This is a genomic window from Burkholderia sp. Bp9031, assembly GCF_003857965.1.
Lineage (GTDB): Bacteria > Pseudomonadota > Gammaproteobacteria > Burkholderiales > Burkholderiaceae > Burkholderia > Burkholderia ambifaria_A.
Genome location: NZ_QTPW01000005.1, coordinates 231,771 through 249,744, shown reverse-complemented (window position 1 = coordinate 249,744; position 17,974 = coordinate 231,771). Strand labels below are relative to the sequence as shown.

Below are 17,974 nucleotides of genomic sequence, written 5' to 3'. Positions count from 1 at the left end.
GCGCCGCATCCCCGACGGTCCGCGGGCGCGACGCCTCGCGCCGGCGTTTGCGTCGGACCCGTGAGCAGCAACGACCCAGCAAGAGCATCCGATGACGACGTACACCTTTCGCAAGCCGAGCGCGCTGCCCGGTTTCGGCGTGACGCTCGGCATCACGGTGGCCTATTTGAGCCTCGTGGTGCTGATCCCGCTCGCCGCCACGTTCCTGAAGACCGCGACGCTGTCGTGGGACCAGTTCGTCACCGCCGTCGCGTCGCCGCGCGTACTCGCGTCGTACCGGCTGACGTTCTCCGCCGCGCTCGGCGGCGCCTTGATCAACGCCGTGTTCGGCTTTCTCGTCGCGTGGGTGCTGGTGCGCTACACGTTTCCGTTCAAGCGCATCGTCGACGCAATCGTCGACCTGCCGTTCGCGCTACCGACGTCGGTCGCCGGCATCTCGCTTGCAGCCGTCTATGCGACCAACGGCTGGGTCGGCCAGTATCTGGCGCCGTTCGGCATCAAGATCGCGTTTACGCCGGCCGGCGTGCTGGTGGCGCTGACCTTCATCGGGCTGCCGTTCGTCGTGCGCACCGTGCAGCCCGTGCTCGAGGATTTCGAGCGCGAGCAGGAGGAGGCCGCGGCGTGCCTCGGCGCATCGCGCTGGCTGACGTTCCGCCGCGTCGTGCTGCCGGCCGTGCTGCCGGCGCTGCTCACCGGCTTCGCGCTGGCGTTCGCGCGCGCGCTCGGCGAGTACGGGTCGGTGATCTTCATTGCCGGCAACGTGCCGATGAAATCCGAAATCACGTCGCTGCTGATCATCACGAAGCTCGAGCAGTACGACTATGCGGGCGCAACCGCGCTGGCGGTCGTGATGCTGGTCGTGTCGTTCCTGATGCTGCTCCTGATCAACACGCTGCAGTGGCATCTGCAGCGCCGGACGGGCAAGGGGGCGAGCGGCCCCGCGCCGTCGACCGTCACCGTCACCTCGGCAGCAGGAGGCCAGCAATGAGCCAGGAGTCCAGTGCCGTGCTGAACAATCCGTCCGCCGCGCGCGTGAGCGCCGCGAAACGGCTCGACCCCGTCAGCGAGCCGCGCGCCGTGCGCTGGCTGCTGATCGGCGTCGCGCTGGCGTTCCTCGCGTTCTTCCTCGTCGTGCCGCTCGCCGCGGTGTTCTTCGAGGCGCTGCGCAAGGGCGTTGGCTTCTATCTCGAATCGCTCGCCGATCCCGACGCCTGGTCGGCGATCAAGCTGACGCTGACCGTCGCCGTGATCGCGGTGCCGCTGAATCTCGTGTTCGGCGTGTGCGCGTCGTGGGCGATCGCGAAGTTCGAATTCCGCGGCAAGGCATTGCTGACCACGCTGATCGACCTGCCGTTCTCCGTGTCGCCGGTGATCTCGGGCCTCGTCTACGTGCTGCTGTTCGGCGCGCAGGGCTGGCTCGGGCCGTGGCTGCAGGACCATGACGTGCAGATCATCTTCGCGGTGCCGGGCATCGTGCTCGCGACGATCTTCGTCACGTTCCCGTTCGTGGCGCGCGAGTTGATCCCGCTGATGCAGGCGCAGGGCACCGACGAGGAAGAGGCCGCGCGCGTGCTGGGCGCGTCGGGCTGGCAGATCTTCCGGCGCGTGACGCTGCCGAACGTGAAATGGGGCCTGCTGTACGGCGTGATCCTGTGCAACGCGCGCGCGATGGGCGAGTTCGGTGCGGTGTCGGTCGTGTCCGGCCACATTCGCGGCGTGACCGACACGATGCCGCTGCACGTCGAGATTCTGTACAACGAATACAACTTCGCGGCAGCGTTCGCGGTGGCATCGGTGCTGGCGCTGCTCGCGCTCGTCACGCTCGGGCTGAAGCTGCTCGCCGAGCGTCATCTGGCCGCCGAACTGGCCGGTGCACGCGATGACGTTCCCGCTCATGCCGGCCCCGTCGCCGCCATTTCGTCGAAATCGTAAAGAGGCAACCAGAATGGGTATCACCGTCCGTCACCTTCAGAAGCGCTTCGGCGATTTCACCGCCCTCGACAACGTGTCGCTCGACTTCCCGCCGGGCGAGCTCGTCGCCCTGCTCGGGCCGTCCGGCTGCGGCAAGACCACGCTGCTGCGTGTGATCGCGGGCCTCGAGCACGCGGACGCCGGACAGGTCGTGCTGCAGGGGCTCGACGTCGCGTCGGTCGGCGCGCGCGATCGCCAGGTCGGTTTCGTGTTCCAGCATTACGCGCTGTTTCGTCACATGACCGTATTCGAGAACGTCGCGTTCGGGCTGCGCGTGAAGCCGCGCCGCGAGCGGCCGTCGGAAGCCGTGATCCGCGAGAAGGTGCACGAACTGCTGAAGCTCGTGCAGCTCGACTGGCTCGCGCAGCGTTATCCGTCCGAGCTGTCGGGCGGCCAGCGCCAGCGGATCGCGCTGGCCCGCGCGCTCGCGGTCGAGCCGAAGGTGCTGCTGCTCGACGAGCCGTTCGGCGCGCTCGACGCGAAGGTGCGCAAGGAACTGCGCGGCTGGCTGCGGCGCCTGCACGACGACCTGCACATCTCGACGATCTTCGTCACGCACGACCAGGAAGAGGCGCTGGAAGTGGCCGACCGGATCGTCGTGCTGAACCGCGGCCGCGTGGAGCAGGCCGGCAGCCCGCAGGACGTCTACGATCATCCGCAAAGCGCGTTCGTCTACGAGTTTCTCGGTGCGGCGAACCGGCTGCCGGGCACGGTCGCCGGGCGCGGCTTCGTCGCCGAGGGGGCGGCGGCGCCGATCGCGGTCGACGCCGATTTCGCGGGCCCCGCGAACGCGTACGTGCGGCCGCACGACCTGCAGCTGTGGCCGGCCGGCGACGGCCATCGCGACGGCATCGCGGTCGACGTGCGCCGCGTGATCCCGCTCGGCGGCTCGGTGCGGGTCGAACTCGAGGCGCGTACCGGCGGCGCACTCGAAGCGGAGCTCGATCGCGACGCATGGCGTGCGCTCGCGCTGCAGGTCGGCGACGGCGCGACGGCCGTGCCGCGCGCGGTGCGGGTATTTCCCGCACACTGACGCCCGAACCCGGTAAAGAGAAGAGGGCGGCTACCGCTCCGAATCGACATTCGAACAACGACAGCCTAAGAGGCATACCCATGAATTTTCAGCAATTGCGTTTCGTGCGCGAAGCCGTGCGCCAGAACATGAACCTGACGGAAGTCGCGAACGTGCTGTACACGTCGCAGTCGGGCGTGTCGAAGCAGATCAAGGATCTCGAGGATGAACTGGGCGTCGACATCTTCATCCGGCGCGGCAAGCGGCTCACGGGGCTCACGGAGCCCGGCAAGGCCGTGCACCAGCTGATCGAGCGGATGCTGCTCGATGCGGAAAACCTGCGCCGCGTCGCACGCCAGTTTGCGGACCAGGACAGCGGCCACCTCGTCGTCGCGACGACGCACACGCAGGCGCGCTACGCGCTGCCGAAGGTGATCCGCCAGTTCACCGACGTGTTCCCGAAGGTGCATCTCGCGCTGCGTCAGGGCAGCCCGCAGCAGATCGCGCAGATGATCCTGAACGGCGAAGCCGATCTCGGCATCTCGACCGAGGCGCTCGATCGCTATCCGGACATCGTCACGTTCCCGTGCTATTCGTGGCACCACACGGTCGTCGTACCGAAGGGGCATCCGCTCGTCGGCCGCGAGAACCTGACGCTCGACGAAATCGCCGAGTACCCGATCATCACGTACGACCAGGACTTCACGGGCCGTTCGCACATCGACCAGGCGTTCTCGCAGGCCGGCGCCGTGCCCGACGTCGTGCTGACCGCGATCGATGCGGACGTGATCAAGACCTACGTCGAGCTCGGGATGGGGATCGGCGTCGTCGCGGCGATGGCCTTCGATCCGCAGCGCGACACCGGGCTCGTCGCGCTCGACACGCAGCACCTGTTCGAAGCAAGCACGACGCGTGTCGGGCTGCGCAAGGGCGCGTTCCTGCGCGCGTATGCGTACCGGCTGATCGAGATGTTCGCGCCGCACCTGACCGAGGCGGAAATCGCCGGGCTGCTGCGCGAAGCGGTCTGACGGCGGGGCGACGTTTCGGGGGCGCGGCAAGCGCGCGCCGGACGCGTTGCATGCGGGCCGCCATGACGCCGGTTTCGTGCCGTCACGGTGTGCCCGCGCGGCGCACTTTCGATGCTCGTGCTGTTCGCGATCGCGGTCGTTTCGGGGTGGTCGTCGATAGCAGTGGGCGTGAAGCGCCTGCACGACACCGACAAGCCGGGGTGGTGAATGCTGCCGATCGTCGGCGCGATCGCGCTGTTCGTGATGAACGGCTTCATTGCCGGCACGCCGCACGCGAATCGCTTCGGCGAGCCGCCGTCGGACGATCGCGACGAAGCGACGCCGCGGAACTCGGTATAACACACCGCAATCGGCATGCGCAGCCGCGCGCTCCGAAAAAACCCTTAATTATTGATCAGACGGGTTGCGCGTCGAACCGAAACGGTACAGCATAGCCTTCACTCCGCCGGCGTCCCGCCGGCGGTGGCGCGTCGACGACAGCACGCGCCAGGCAGTCGGCCGTCTGCCTCGCTTCCATTCCGTGGTACCGACAAGCAGCATCGATGGCCAATGTGTGGGTAGTGTGACGCAAACGTTTGCTCACATTAAAACAACAGTCGAACAATAATCCGGCCCTCGGGCCCGTCGCCAGGAGATGTGTATGAATGTCCTTTTTCGCCGTCGATTCCTGACCGCCGCGCTTGCCGCAGTCGCGGTCGCCGCCGCACCGGCCGTCCATGCGCAATCCACGGCCAAGCCGAAGGTCGCGCTCGTAATGAAGTCGCTCGCCAACGAGTTCTTCCTGACGATGGAAAACGGCGCGAAGGAATACCAGAAGCACAACGCCGGCCAGTTCGACCTGATCACGAACGGTATCAAGGACGAGACCGATACCGCGAACCAGATCCGCATCGTCGAGCAGATGATCGTGTCGAAGGTCGATGCGATCGTGATCGCGCCGGCTGATTCGAAGGCGCTCGTGCCGGTCGTGAAGAAGGCGGTCGACGCGGGCATCATCGTCGTGAACATCGACAACCGGCTCGATCCGGACGTGCTGAAGTCGAAGAACCTGAACGTGCCGTTCGTCGGCCCCGACAACCGCAAGGGCGCGCGCAAGATCGGCGACTACCTCGCGAAGCGGCTGAAGGCGGGCGATCAGGTCGGCATCGTCGAAGGCGTGTCGACGACGACCAACGCGCAGCAGCGCACGGCCGGCTTCGAGGATGCGATGAAGGCGGGCGGGATGAAGGTCGTGTCGGTGCAGTCGGGCGAATGGGAGATCGACAAGGGCAATGCGGTCGCGTCCGCGATGCTCAACGAATACCCGAACCTGCGGGCGCTGCTGTGCGGCAACGACAACATGGCGATCGGCGCCGTGTCGGCCGTGCGGGCGGCGGGCAAGCAGGGCAAGGTGTTCGTGGTCGGCTACGACAACATCAACGCGATCAAGCCGATGCTGAAGGACGGTCGCGTGCTCGCGACCGCCGACCAGTACGCGGCGAAGCAGGCCGTGTTCGGCATCGACACGGCGCTCAAGGCGATCGCCGAGCACCGCAAGCAGGCCGACATGTCCGGTGTGGTCGAGACGCCGGTGGATCTCGTGACGAAGTAACGCCGCCCCGTCACGGCCGCCGCCCTCAAGAATCCGGGCTGGCGGCCGTTATACGGTGTGAGCGCGATCACGGCCACTGCTGCACTTGTGAGCGTCATACCCGCGCGCCGCGTGCGCGCGGCCGCAACCAGGATCGCGATGGAACCGACCTTCCAACCCTCCCGTTCAGCCGTTCCCGTGCTGTCCGTCTCGGGCGTGGGCAAGACCTACGCCGAACCCGTGCTCGCCGACGTCACGCTGACCCTCGCGCCGGGTGAAGCGCTTGCGCTGACGGGCGAGAACGGCGCGGGCAAGAGCACGCTGTCGAAGATCATCGGCGGGCTCGTCGACCCGACGACCGGCACGATGCAGCTCGGCGGCCGGGCCTATGCGCCGGCGAGCCGCACGCAGGCAGAGGCGCTCGGCGTGCGCATGGTGATGCAGGAGCTGAACCTGCTGCCGACGCTGACGGTCGCCGAAAACCTGTTCCTGAATCGTCTGCCGCGCCGCTTCGGCATCATCGATCGCGCGCGGCTGCGCGACGATGCGCGTGCCGCGATGGCGCAGGTCGGGCTCGACGCGGTCGACTCCGATACGCCGGTCGGTGCGCTCGGCATCGGCCACCAGCAGATGGTCGAGATCGCGCGCAACCTGATCGGCGACTGCCGCGTGCTGATCCTCGACGAGCCGACCGCGATGCTGACTGCACGCGAGGTCGAGCTGCTGTTCGAGCAGATCGACCGGCTGAAGGCGCGCGGCGTGGCGATCGTCTACATCTCGCACCGGCTCGAGGAGCTCGCGCGCGTCGCCGAGCGCGTCGCGGTATTGCGCGACGGCCGGCTCGTGCACGTCGGCGACATGGCCGCGACGACGTCCGACCGGCTCGTCACGCTGATGGTCGGGCGCGAGATCGGCGAGCACATCGATCTCGGCACGCGCCGGATCGGCCCGCCGCGACTCGTCGTGTCGGGCGTGACGCGCGGCACGGCCGTGCAGGACGTGTCGCTCGAGGTGCGCTCGGGCGAAATCTTCGGCATCTCGGGGCTGATCGGCGCGGGGCGCACCGAATTGCTACGGCTGATCTACGGCGCGGACACGCCGGACGCCGGGATGATCGCGGTCGGCGATCCGCTGAAGCCGGCGCGCATCGGGTCGCCCGTCGACGCGGTGCGGCACGGCATCGCGCTGATCACCGAGGACCGCAAGGGCGAAGGGCTGCTGCTGTCGCAGTCGGTCACGTCGAACGTGTCGCTCGGCCAGCTTGACCGGCTGGCGCGCGGCGGCATCGTCGACACGGCGCGCGAGACGGCGCTCGCCGAGCAGCAGATCGACGCGTTGCGGATCCGCACGCACGGCGCCGCGCAGGCGGTCGGCGAACTGTCGGGCGGCAACCAGCAGAAGGTCGTGATCGGCCGCTGGCTCGCGCGCGACATGGGCGTGCTGCTGTTCGACGAGCCGACCCGCGGAATCGACGTCGGCCCCAAATTCGAGATCTACACGCTGATGGGCGCGCTCGCGCGCGACGGCCGCGCGCTGGTGGTCGTATCGAGCGACCTGCGCGAGCTGATGCTGATCTGCGACCGGATCGGCGTGATGTCGGCCGGCCGCATGACCGCCGTGTTCGAACGCGGCAACTGGACCCAGGATGCGCTGCTGGCCGCGGCGTTCGCCGGCTTCGGCCGCGAAGCGCTGCCGGAAGGCACGCGGCATCCGGATGCGGAAAGCGCGCCGCGCGCGGCTTCCGGCACTTCGACGACAGGACGACCGCAATGACCCAGCCTCCCGTATCCCCGACCGACGCAGGCGCGCAGCAGGACGTGACGGGGCGCCGCGCGCGCACGCTGTCCGGCACGCGGCTCGGCCTGTCGAACTACCTCGGGCTCGCCGGCGCGCTCGCCGCGATGATCGCGCTGTTTTCGGTGCTGAGCTCGCATTTCCTGACCTACGATACGTTCAGTACGATCGCGAACCAGATTCCCGATCTCGTCGTGATGTCGGTCGGAATGACCTTCGTGCTGATCATCGCGGGCATCGACCTGTCGGTCGGCTCGGTGCTGGCGCTGGCCGCGTCGATGGTCAGCGTGGCCGCGTTGAAATGGCAGTGGGGGCCGCTGCCGGCCGCGCTGATTGGGATCGCGATCGCGACCTTGACCGGTTCGCTGACCGGTGCGATCACGGTCGGCTGGCGGATTCCGTCGTTCATCGTGTCGCTCGGCGTGCTCGAGGCCGCGCGCGGTGTCGCATACCAGCTGACGAATTCGCGCACGGCCTACATCGGCGACGCGTTCGATTTCCTGTCGAACCCCATCGCGCTGGGCATCTCGCCGGCGTTCCTGATCGCGGTTGCGGTGATGCTTGCGGCGCAGTTCGTGCTCACGCGCACCGTATTCGGGCGCTATCTGGTCGGGATCGGCACGAACGAAGAGGCTGTCCGGCTTGCCGGGGTTAACCCGCGGCCGTATAAAATCATCGTATTCGCATTGATGGGCGCGCTCGCAGGGCTCGCGTCGCTGTTCCAGATTTCGCGGCTCGAGGCCGCCGACCCGAACGCGGGCGTGGGCCTCGAGCTGCAGGTGATCGCAGCCGTCGTGATTGGCGGCACGAGCCTGATGGGCGGGCGCGGCTCGGTGATCAGCACGTTCTTCGGCGTGTTGATCATCTCCGTGCTGGCCGCAGGGCTGGCGCAGATCGGCGCGAACGAGCCGACCAAACGGATCATCACCGGGGCGGTGATCGTGGTGGCGGTCGTGCTCGATACGTATCGCAGCCGGCGCGCGCGCGCCCGGTAAGAACTACACAGAAAGCAGACCAGAGAGAAACGGGAAATGGCGACGATCAAGGATGTGGCGGCCATGGCGGGCGTGTCGTTTACGACCGTCTCGCACGTGGTGAACAATTCGCGGCCGGTGTCCGCGGATGTGCGTGCGAAGGTCGAGGGCGCAATCCGCGAGCTGAACTACGTGCCGTCGGCGGTGGCGCGCTCGCTGAAGGCGCGCTCGACGGCGACCATCGGCCTCGTCGTGCCGAACAGCACGAATCCGTACTTCGCGGAGCTTGCGCGTGGCATCGAGGACCAGTGCGCGGCCAACGGCTATTGCGTGTTCTTCTGCAATTCGGACGACGATCCCGTGAAGCAGCGCAACTACCTGCGCGTGCTGCAGGAAAAGCGCATCGACGGGCTGATCGTCGCGTCGGCCGGCGAGGATGCGGTGCTCGCGCAGACGCTCGCTGACGCCCATGCGCCACTCGTCGTCGTCGACCGCAACATCGAAGGGCTCGCGGCCGACCTCGTGCAGATCGATCACGAACGCGGCGCGTACCTGGCGACACGTCACCTGCTCGAACTCGGGCACGCGAAGATCGGCTGCATCACCGGGCCGACGGACACGGCCGTCAGTGCGATGCGCGTGCATGGCTTCATCCGCGCGATGGCCGAGCGCGGGATCGACATCGTGCCGGGCGCGATCGCGGAAAGCGATTTTTCGTGCCTCGGCGGCTATCACGCGGCGTCGCGACTGTTCGAGTCGGTGCGTCCGAGCGCGATTTTCGCGGGCAACGACCTGATGGGCGTCGGTGCGCTGCGCGCGGCGGCCGAGCGCGGGATGCGCGTGCCGGACGACTGCTCGATCATTGGCTTCGACGACATCGAATTCTCCCGCTACACGTATCCGGCGCTGTCGACGGTCGGCCAGTCGGTGCGCGCGCTCGGCGAAATGGCCGCGCAGACGTTGATCGAGCGGATCGGCGGCGGCTCGACGGCCGCGCCGAGCCGCCGTCGCGTCGTGTCGCCGCGCCTCGTGCTGCGCGAATCGACGGCGGTCTACCACGAGCCGGCCGTGCCCGGCGGTCGCGCATGACGGCCCGCGCAGCGCTCGCCGGCCGCGTGACGGTGGTCGGCAGCCTCAACATGGATCTCGTCGTGCGGGCGCCGCGGCTGCCGCTGCCGGGCGAAACGCTCGCTGGCCATGCCTACGCGCAGGCGGCGGGCGGCAAGGGCGGCAACCAGGCCGTCGCGGCCGCGCGGCTCGGTGCGCAGGTTACGATGATCGGCTGCGTCGGCGCGGATGCGCACGGCACCGCGCTGCGGGCCGGCCTCGAGGCCGAAGGCATCGACTGCTCGCGGCTCGCGACGAGCGCAGCGGCATCGACCGGCGTCGCACTGATCGTCGTCGACGATGCGAGCCAGAACACGATCGTGATCGTCGCGGGTGGCAACGGCGAAGTCACGACCGATACGGTGGCGCAGCACGAGGCCGCGCTGGCCGCGACCGACGTACTGATCTGCCAGCTCGAGACGCCGCCTGATGCCGTGTTCGCCGCGCTGTCGGCCGGGCGGCGGCTCGGCCGCACCGTGGTGCTCAATCCGGCGCCGGCCGTCGCACCGCTGCCGCACGGCTGGCTGCCGCTGGTCGATTACCTGATCCCGAACGAAGTCGAGGCGGCCGCGCTGACCGGGCTGCCGGTGCGCGATCCGGCCGAGGCGGAAGCCGCGGCGCGGGCGCTGCAGGCGGCCGGCACGCGCAACGTACTGATCACGCTCGGCGCGCGCGGCGTGCTCGCACTGACGGCCGACGGCGCAGCGCGCCACTATCCGGCGCCCGTCGTGCAGGCGGTCGACACGACCGCGGCCGGCGATACCTTCATCGGCGGCTTCGCCGCCCGGCTCGCGGCCGGCGACGACGTCGACACCGCAATCCGCTTCGCGCAACGCGCAGCAGCGCTGTCGGTCACGCGCGCAGGCGCGCAGCCGTCGATTCCCACCCTCGCCGAACTGGCCGAACAGCGCTAGTTCGCGCATCCCGGCCGGCGCCTGCGGCAACAGGCGGCCGGCCCGCTCTCGCTGACCATCCGGAATTCGACATTCGCCCTGTTATTTCACAGCGAGGGCTCGAATGTTCCGCACCAATTATTCAGCAATATGTAATAAACAGACGGATTCCGAGGAAAATTGACGTCAATACCATCAAGTTGCGCAGCAGACGGTCGTAAATGCATCGGAACGAAACAATGTTCCGAAAACGGGCCCGGCCCGTCCATGACGACGCAACACAGGAAGAATGATGGTGATCGGAAACCTGACGATACGTGCGCGCATCGGTTTGACGATGGCGTTTCTCGCGGTACTGCTGGGGGTGATCGGCGGGCTTGGTCTGTACGGGATGGCGCGCTCGAACGACTCGACGCGCGAAATCTTCACGAACCGGATGCCGGGCACGGTCGATGTGGCCGTTGCTGAAATGTATGCGGCGCGCGAGCGCCTTGCGCTCGATCGCGCCGCGCTGCTGGCCGGGACACCCGATTCGGCTGCCGCAGTGGAGCGTAGCCGGGCGATGCGTGCGCAGTCCGATTCGTGGTGGAAAAAGTACCTTGCGCTGCCGCGCGATGCGCAGGAGGACCGACTCGCGCAGGATGTCGCCGCGAAGCGGCAGGCGCTACAGCGCAGTTGCGACACGTTCGGAGACCTTCTCGCGACAGGCGACCACGTCCGGATCGGCGATAGCGCCAAGCAGCTCCAGGTGCTTTACAACGATCTCGCGGTTGCGAGCGAGGCGCTGCGCAATGTCCAGTTCAGCGCGGTGCAGACGAGCTTCGATCATTCGGAATCCGCGTACGAAACGATGCGCGTGCTGTCGATCGTCGTGCTGGCGGCCGGTCTGGTCGCGGCGGTGCTGTCGTGGCTGACGCTCAGCCGCGCGATCGGCCGTCCGCTCGCGGACGCGCTCGCGCATTTCGACGCAATCGCCGCGGGCGACCTGCGCCGCTCGATCTTCGTGCACCGACGAGATGAAATGGGCCTGCTCCTCGACGGCCTCGCGAACATGCAGCGCGGCCTCGTCGACACGGTGCGCACCGTGCGCGGCGGCAGCGAATCGATCGCGACCGCGGCCCGGCAGATTGCCGCCGGCAACATCGACCTGTCGTCGCGCACGGAAGAACAGGCGGCTGCGTTGCAGGAAACCGCGTCGAGCATGGAACAGCTGACCGGCACCGTGAAGCAGAACGCGGAGAATGCGCGGCAGGCAAGCTCGCTGGCCGCGAATGCGTCGGAGATTGCAAACAAGGGCAATACGGTGGTCGGCCGGGTGGTCGGCACGATGGGCGAGATCAACGACAGCTCCGCGAAGATCGCGGACATCATCGCGCTCATCGAGGGAATCGCGTTCCAGACCAACATCCTGGCGCTGAACGCGGCTGTGGAGGCCGCGCGCGCCGGCGAGGAAGGGCGCGGCTTCGCGGTCGTCGCGGGCGAGGTGCGCAGCCTCGCGCAGCGATCGTCGAGCGCGGCCAAGGAGATCAAGGCGCTGATCGATGCGTCGGTGGAGCGCATCCGCGCGGGGTCGTCGCTGGTCGACGAAGCCGGTCGCACGATGATCGACGTGATCGGTGCAGTGCAGCGGGTCACGGACATCATGGGCGAAATCGCGGCGGCGTCCGAGGAGCAGAGCGGCGGGATCGATCAGGTCGCGCGTGCGGTCGCGCAGATGGATGAGGTCACACAGCAGAACGCCGCGCTCGTCGAGGAGGCGGCGGCCGCTGCGCAGTCGCTCGACGAACAGGCCGCGCGTCTGCGCGAAACGGCGTCGGTGTTCCGGATCGACGACGACGCGGCGCGGCCGGTGGCTGCCGAGGCAGCACGCCAGGTGCCGCGCGCGGTGTCCGCGCCGGTTGTTGCGTCCGCTGCGTCCGCTGCGTCGCCCGCACCGGGCGTTGCGCGCGACGATCGCAAGGCAGCACCGAAGCGCACGGCGCCGGCACGCAAGCCGGCGGCTGCGTCTGCAGCGCCGGCACCGGTCGCCGCGGCTGCCGGCGCCGACGACTGGGAGACGTTCTGATTCGCGCGCCGCGTATCTATCCCCATTTGACAACATACGACGCCCGCGACGTGCGGGCGTCGTCGTTTCGGCGCGCGATGAAATGTGACAGCGCGTGTGAACGTTCGTGCATCGCCTCGCGTTGCATGCGCGCATCCGCGCTACGGGTATCTCCGGACGATGCGAGAAAAATTTGTAACGGTGCGCGCGGCGTGTCGTCGAAAACGTCTGCTCGAACGTCTAGGGATGAAGGGGAGAGTGGAGAGGCTGCGACGACGACGGAGGTGTCCGGTGCACGAGACGTTCCGATGCTCGACGAGACGCGGCGGATGCAGTTTCTGCGGCTCGGGAGATCAATTGTAAAGCGTCAAAATGCGTTGTCCAAGCGGTGTTGTCGAGAATGACGAACTTCATACGAAGAGTTCGTGAAAAAAAATAAGAAAGGGTTTAGGATGAATTCGAACGCGCTTGCTTCTGCGCAGTCATACGAAGGCAAGCACGTCTTCAGACTCAGGCGAGGGAGGTAGCATGGATATTTACAGCAGCTTCGCGAACCGCTTCGAAAAAACGCGAGAGGAAGAATTCTCGCTGGAGGAGTACCTCGCGCTCTGCAAGAACGATCCGTCAGCGTACGCCACAGCAGGCGAACGCATGCTGGCTGCAATCGGGGAACCTGAACAAATCGATACCCGCATCGATCCGCGCCTGTCGCGGATCTTCGCGAACAAGGTTATCAAGGTCTATCCCGCGTTCCGTGAGTTCTACGGAATGGAGGAAGTGATCGAGCAGGTGGTCGCGTACTTCCGCCACGCTGCGCAAGGGCTCGAAGAGAAGAAGCAGATCCTCTACCTGCTCGGCCCGGTGGGCGGTGGCAAGTCGTCGATCGCCGAGCGCCTGAAGCAACTGATGGAGCGCGTGCCGTTCTACTCGCTGAAGGGTTCTCCGGTCAACGAATCGCCGCTCGGGCTCTTCGACTACGACGAGGACGGCCCGATCCTCGAAGAGCAATACGGGATTCCGCGCCGCTACCTGAAGAACATCCTGAGTCCGTGGGCCGTCAAGCGCCTGCACGAATACAACGGCGACATCCGCCAGTTCCGCGTGGTGCGCCGCTATCCGTCGATCCTCCGGCAGATCGGCATCGCGAAGACGGAGCCTGGTGACGAGAACAACCAGGATATTTCCTCGCTCGTCGGCAAGGTCGACATCCGCAAGCTCGAACAGTACGCGCAGGACGATGCCGATGCGTACAGCTACTCGGGCGGCCTGTGCCTGGCGAACCAGGGGCTGCTGGAATTCGTCGAAATGTTCAAGGCGCCGATCAAGGTGCTGCACCCGCTGCTGACCGCGACGCAGGAAGGCAACTTCAAGGGCACCGAAGGATTCGGCGCGATTCCGTTCGACGGGGTGATCCTCGCGCACTCGAACGAGTCTGAGTGGAAGGCATTCCGCAACAACCGCAACAACGAGGCACTGCTCGACCGGATCTTCGTCGTGAAGGTGCCGTACTGCCTGCGCGTGTCGGAAGAGGTCAAGATCTACGAGAAGCTGATCCGCAACTCGTCGCTCGCCGAAGCCGTATGCGCACCGGGCACGCTGAAGATGATGTCGCAGTTCTCAGTGCTGTCGCGCCTGCACGAGCCGGAGAATTCGAGCCTGTTCTCGAAGATGCAGGTGTATGACGGCGAAAACCTGAAGGACACCGATCCGAAGGCGAAGTCGTATCAGGAGTATCGCGACTACGCGGGCGTGGACGAAGGGATGACGGGCGTGTCGACACGCTTCGCGTTCAAGATCCTGTCGCGCGTGTTCAACTTCGATTCGAGCGAGGTCGCGGCGAACCCCGTGCACCTGATGTACGTGCTCGAGCAGCAGATCGAACGCGAGCAGTTCCCGCCGGAAACCGAGCAGAAGTACCTGTCGTTCGTGAAGGATGTGCTCGCGTCGCGCTACGCGGAATTCATCGGCAAGGAGATCCAGACGGCGTACCTCGAATCGTATTCCGAGTATGGGCAGAACATCTTCGACCGCTACGTCACGTACGCGGATTTCTGGATCCAGGATCAGGAATTCCGCGATCACGACACGGGCGAGAGCTTCGATCGCGCCGCGCTGAATGCGGAGCTGGAGAAGATCGAGAAGCCGGCCGGCATCAGCAATCCGAAGGATTTCCGTAACGAGATCGTGAACTTCGTGTTGCGTGCGCGGGCGGCGAACGCCGGCAAGAATCCCGTGTGGACGAGCTACGAGAAGTTGCGCGTCGTGATCGAGAAGAAGATGTTCTCGAATACCGAGGAACTGTTGCCGGTCATTTCGTTCAATGCGAAGGGCTCGGCGGAGGAACAACGCAAGCATGAGGACTTTGTGAACCGGATGGTCGCGAAGGGCTATACGCCGAAGCAGGTGAGGCTGCTTTGCGACTGGTACCTGCGCGTGCGCAAGTCGTCATGACACGCGCGGTACCGTGCCCGTGCGAGTCGTTCGCACGGGCACCCTCAGAGGCGCCACCCGCATGACGGCAGACGGCATGCGCGGCGAGTGCCCCGGCAGATCGACTTTCGAGCGGGAGACCGGGAGTGCTTCATCAAATCATCGACCGCAGGCTGGCCGGCAAGAACAAGAGCATCGCCAACCGCGAACGCTTTCTGCGTCGCGTCAAGAACTACATTCGTCGTGCCGTGTCCGACGCGGTGCGCGATCGTAGCATCAAGGATATCCAGAGCACGCAAAGCATCACGATTCCACGCAAGGACATCGCGGAGCCGAACTTCCGGCACGCGCCGGGCGGGCGTCGTGAATACGTGCACCCGGGCAACGAGGACTACGTTCGCGGCGACAAGATTCCGCGTCCGCAGGGCGGCTCGGGCGGCGGCGGCAGTCAGGCGAGCAACGAGGGCGAAGGGCAGGACGACTTCGTGTTCGAGCTGTCCCGCGACGAATTCATGCAGTATTTCTTCGACGATCTCGAACTGCCGCGCCTCGTGAAGACGCACCTGCTGACGGTGCCGAGCTGGAAGAACGTGCGGGCGGGCTGGTCGGCGGAAGGTACGCCGAACAACATCGACGTCGTGCGCTCGCTGCGCAGCGCGCTCGGCCGGCGCATCGCGCTCGGCTCGCCGCTCGTCAACGAGCTGCGCGAGCTGGAAGCGCAACTCGAGGCGCTGAAGAGCGACACCGAGGACCGTCGCGAGGAAATCGCCGTGCTCGAGGCCGAGATCCATCACCTGAAGGGGCGCATCTGGCGGATCCCGTTCATCGATCCGTTCGACCTGCGCTACATCAACCGCGTGAAGCAGCCGCAGCCGTCGAGTCAGGCCGTGATGTTCTGCCTGATGGACGTGTCGGGCTCGATGGACGAGCAGCGCAAGGATCTCTCGAAGCGTTTCTTCATCCTGTTGTACCTGTTCCTCAAGCGCAACTACGAGCGCATCGAGGTGGTGTTCATTCGTCACCACACGCGTGCGGAGGAGGTCGACGAGGACACCTTCTTCCATTCGACCGAAAGCGGCGGCACCGTCGTGTCGAGCGCGCTCGAGCTGATGCGCAAGGTGATGAACGAGCGCTACTCGCCGACCGAGTGGAACATCTACGGCGCGCAGGCGTCCGACGGCGACAACTGGACCGACGATTCGCCGAAGTGTCGCAAAATCCTGGAAGAGGATATCCTCACGAAGACGCGTTACTTCGCGTATATCCAGGTCGCGCCGGAAGAGCAGAATCTGTGGCTGGAGTACGCGCAACTGGCGTTGTCGCAACCGCATCTCGCGATGAAAAAAGTGGAATCGGCTGCCGACATCTACCCGGTATTTCGCGAATTGTTCGAAAAGCAGGTGGAAATGTCATGACGACACGCCATCTGCACAACGAGTCGCGCGGCTACGAGCCGCGCCCTTCCGGCGACGACACGGCCGGTCCTGCCGCATCGCAGCAAAGCGGCCGGACCGAACCGGCGCCGCCGGCCGCCGACTTGCCCGGTGCCGGGCAGAAGGAAGCGCGTATGAACGTTGCCGAACGCAAGCCGCTGCCGTGCCCGTCCGACTGGACGTTCGAACTGCTCGAGGAATACGACACGCACATCGCGCAGGTCGCCGAGCAATACGAGCTCGACATCTATCCGATCCAGCTCGAACTGATCAGCGCCGAGCAGATGATGGATGCCTATGCGTCGGTCGGGATGCCGGTCAACTATCGCCACTGGTCGTTCGGCAAGCATTTCCTGTCGACCGAGAAGAGCTATCGACGCGGCCAGATGGGCCTCGCGTACGAAATCGTCATCAACTCGAACCCATGCATCGCGTATCTGATGGAAGAGAACACGATGACGATGCAGGCGCTCGTCATCGCGCACGCGGCGTATGGGCACAACTCGTTCTTCAAGGGCAACTACCTGTTCCGGCTGTGGACCGACGCGCACGCGATCATCGACTATCTCGTGTACGCGAAGAACTATGTCGCGGAATGCGAGGAGCGCTACGGGCTCGACCGCGTCGAGGAACTGCTCGATTCGTGCCATGCGCTGATGAATTACGGCGTCGACCGCTACAAGCGGCCGCAGAAACCGTCGCTGTCGAAGGAGGCCGCGCTGCGGCGCGAGCGTGAGGCGTATCTGCAGTCGCAGGTGAATGAACTGTGGCGCACGCTGCCGGGCAAGAAGCCCGAGCTGATGGAGGAGCAGGAGGGGCGCTATCCGCCGGAGCCGCAGGAAAACCTGCTGTATTTTGCGGAAAAGAACGCGCCGCTGCTCGAGCCGTGGGAGCGGGAAGTGATCCGCATCGTGCGCAAGATCGGCCAGTACTTCTATCCGCAGCGCCAGACGCAGGTGATGAACGAAGGCTGGGCGACGTTCTGGCACTACACGCTGCTGAACACGCTGTACAACCAGGGCAAGCTGGAAGACGGCTTCATGATGGAGTTCCTGCATTCGCACAGCAACGTGGTCTACCAGCCGCCCGTCACGAAGCCGTACTACAGCGGGATCAACCCGTATGCGCTCGGCTTCTCGATGATGAGCGACATCCGTCGGATCTGCGAAGCGCCGACGGAAGAGGACTACAAGTGGTTCCCGGAGATCGCGGGCACCCCGTGGCTGCCGGCGATGCACTACGCGATGCGCAACTTCAAGGACGAGAGCTTCATCGCGCAGTACCTGTCGCCGAACCTGATCCGCGAGATGCGGCTGTTCTCGGTGCTCGACGACGACATGCGCGATTCGCTCGAGGTGTCGGCGATCCACGACGAGTCCGGCTACCAGTATGTTCGGCAGGCATTGTCGCGGCAGTACGACATTCATCATCGCGAGCCGAACATCCAGGTGTGGGCCGTGAACACGCGTGGCGACCGCAGCCTCACGCTGCGCCACTTCATGACCGACAACCGCCATCTGTCGAACGACAGCGAGGAAGTGCTCAAGCACATGGCGCGCCTCTGGCAGTTCGATGTGTACCTGGAAAGCGTCGACGAGGCCGGTACCGTGCGCAAGCGCTACGAGTGCCGCTACGTGCCGCCGGAAGTGCGTGTCTGAATTTCCCGAAAATAGTTTGCATGGGACGCCAGCCTGACGGCTGGCGTTTTCATATGACGA

14 protein-coding genes are annotated in these 17,974 nt (G+C 65.9%); all 14 read left to right on the top strand.

Annotated features, from left to right (window positions below):
• Positions 1-91: 91 nt before the first annotated feature.
• The 14 genes from cysT to DIE15_RS09315 all read left to right on the top strand — a co-directional run bounded on the left by cysT (position 92) and on the right by DIE15_RS09315 (position 17,914).
• On the top strand, positions 92-988 hold the full coding sequence (cysT, locus tag DIE15_RS09385; RefSeq protein ID WP_124833051.1) for a sulfate ABC transporter permease subunit CysT: 897 nt from the start codon (positions 92-94) through the stop codon (positions 986-988).
• Entirely contained in the window at positions 985-1,932 is a 948-nt protein-coding gene (cysW, locus tag DIE15_RS09380; RefSeq protein WP_057924422.1) for a sulfate ABC transporter permease subunit CysW, read from the top strand. The genes cysT and cysW overlap by 4 nt, the downstream gene beginning before the upstream one ends.
• A 13-nt stretch (positions 1,933-1,945) precedes the next feature.
• On the top strand, positions 1,946-3,004 hold the full coding sequence (locus DIE15_RS09375; RefSeq protein WP_057924423.1) for a sulfate/molybdate ABC transporter ATP-binding protein: 1,059 nt from the start codon (positions 1,946-1,948) through the stop codon (positions 3,002-3,004).
• Between the two features lie 80 nt (positions 3,005-3,084).
• Complete coding sequence (locus DIE15_RS09370) at positions 3,085-4,011, top strand: CysB family HTH-type transcriptional regulator (RefSeq protein WP_124833050.1); 927 nt, start codon at positions 3,085-3,087, stop codon at positions 4,009-4,011.
• 207 nt (positions 4,012-4,218) lie between these two features.
• A complete protein-coding gene (locus DIE15_RS36790) occupies positions 4,219-4,350 on the top strand; it encodes a DUF805 domain-containing protein (RefSeq protein WP_148095686.1) in 132 nt (43 codons plus the stop codon).
• Between the two features lie 301 nt (positions 4,351-4,651).
• A complete protein-coding gene (locus tag DIE15_RS09360) occupies positions 4,652-5,602 on the top strand; it encodes a sugar ABC transporter substrate-binding protein (RefSeq protein WP_124833048.1) in 951 nt (316 codons plus the stop codon).
• A gap of 138 nt (positions 5,603-5,740) precedes the next feature.
• Positions 5,741-7,354 carry a sugar ABC transporter ATP-binding protein gene (locus tag DIE15_RS09355; protein WP_124833047.1) on the top strand — a complete coding sequence of 538 codons (1,614 nt, stop codon included), beginning with the start codon at positions 5,741-5,743 and terminating at the stop codon, positions 7,352-7,354.
• Positions 7,351-8,370, top strand: coding sequence for an ABC transporter permease (locus DIE15_RS09350; protein WP_124833046.1), 1,020 nt, complete (start codon positions 7,351-7,353; stop codon positions 8,368-8,370). The genes DIE15_RS09355 and DIE15_RS09350 overlap by 4 nt, the downstream gene beginning before the upstream one ends.
• Positions 8,371-8,406: 36 nt before the next feature.
• Positions 8,407-9,438 carry a LacI family DNA-binding transcriptional regulator gene (locus DIE15_RS09345; protein ID WP_057924428.1) on the top strand — a complete coding sequence of 344 codons (1,032 nt, stop codon included), beginning with the start codon at positions 8,407-8,409 and terminating at the stop codon, positions 9,436-9,438.
• Positions 9,435-10,370 carry a ribokinase gene (rbsK, locus tag DIE15_RS09340; RefSeq protein ID WP_057924429.1) on the top strand — a complete coding sequence of 312 codons (936 nt, stop codon included), beginning with the start codon at positions 9,435-9,437 and terminating at the stop codon, positions 10,368-10,370. The genes DIE15_RS09345 and rbsK overlap by 4 nt, the downstream gene beginning before the upstream one ends.
• A 271-nt stretch (positions 10,371-10,641) precedes the next feature.
• The gene (locus DIE15_RS09335) at positions 10,642-12,414 is read left to right on the top strand and encodes a methyl-accepting chemotaxis protein (protein WP_124833045.1); all 1,773 of its coding nucleotides are present in this window, start codon (positions 10,642-10,644) and stop codon (positions 12,412-12,414) included.
• 507 nt (positions 12,415-12,921) lie between these two features.
• On the top strand, positions 12,922-14,844 hold the full coding sequence (locus tag DIE15_RS09325) for a PrkA family serine protein kinase (RefSeq protein ID WP_057924430.1): 1,923 nt from the start codon (positions 12,922-12,924) through the stop codon (positions 14,842-14,844).
• A 125-nt stretch (positions 14,845-14,969) separates the two neighbouring features.
• Positions 14,970-16,238 (top strand): YeaH/YhbH family protein, encoded by a 1,269-nt coding sequence (locus DIE15_RS09320; protein ID WP_057924431.1) that lies wholly within the window; start codon positions 14,970-14,972, stop codon positions 16,236-16,238.
• Positions 16,235-17,914, top strand: a complete 1,680-nt coding sequence (locus DIE15_RS09315; protein ID WP_057924432.1) for a SpoVR family protein — start codon at positions 16,235-16,237, stop codon at positions 17,912-17,914. Before DIE15_RS09320 ends, DIE15_RS09315 begins: the two co-directional genes overlap by 4 nt.
• Positions 17,915-17,974: the final 60 nt, after the last annotated feature.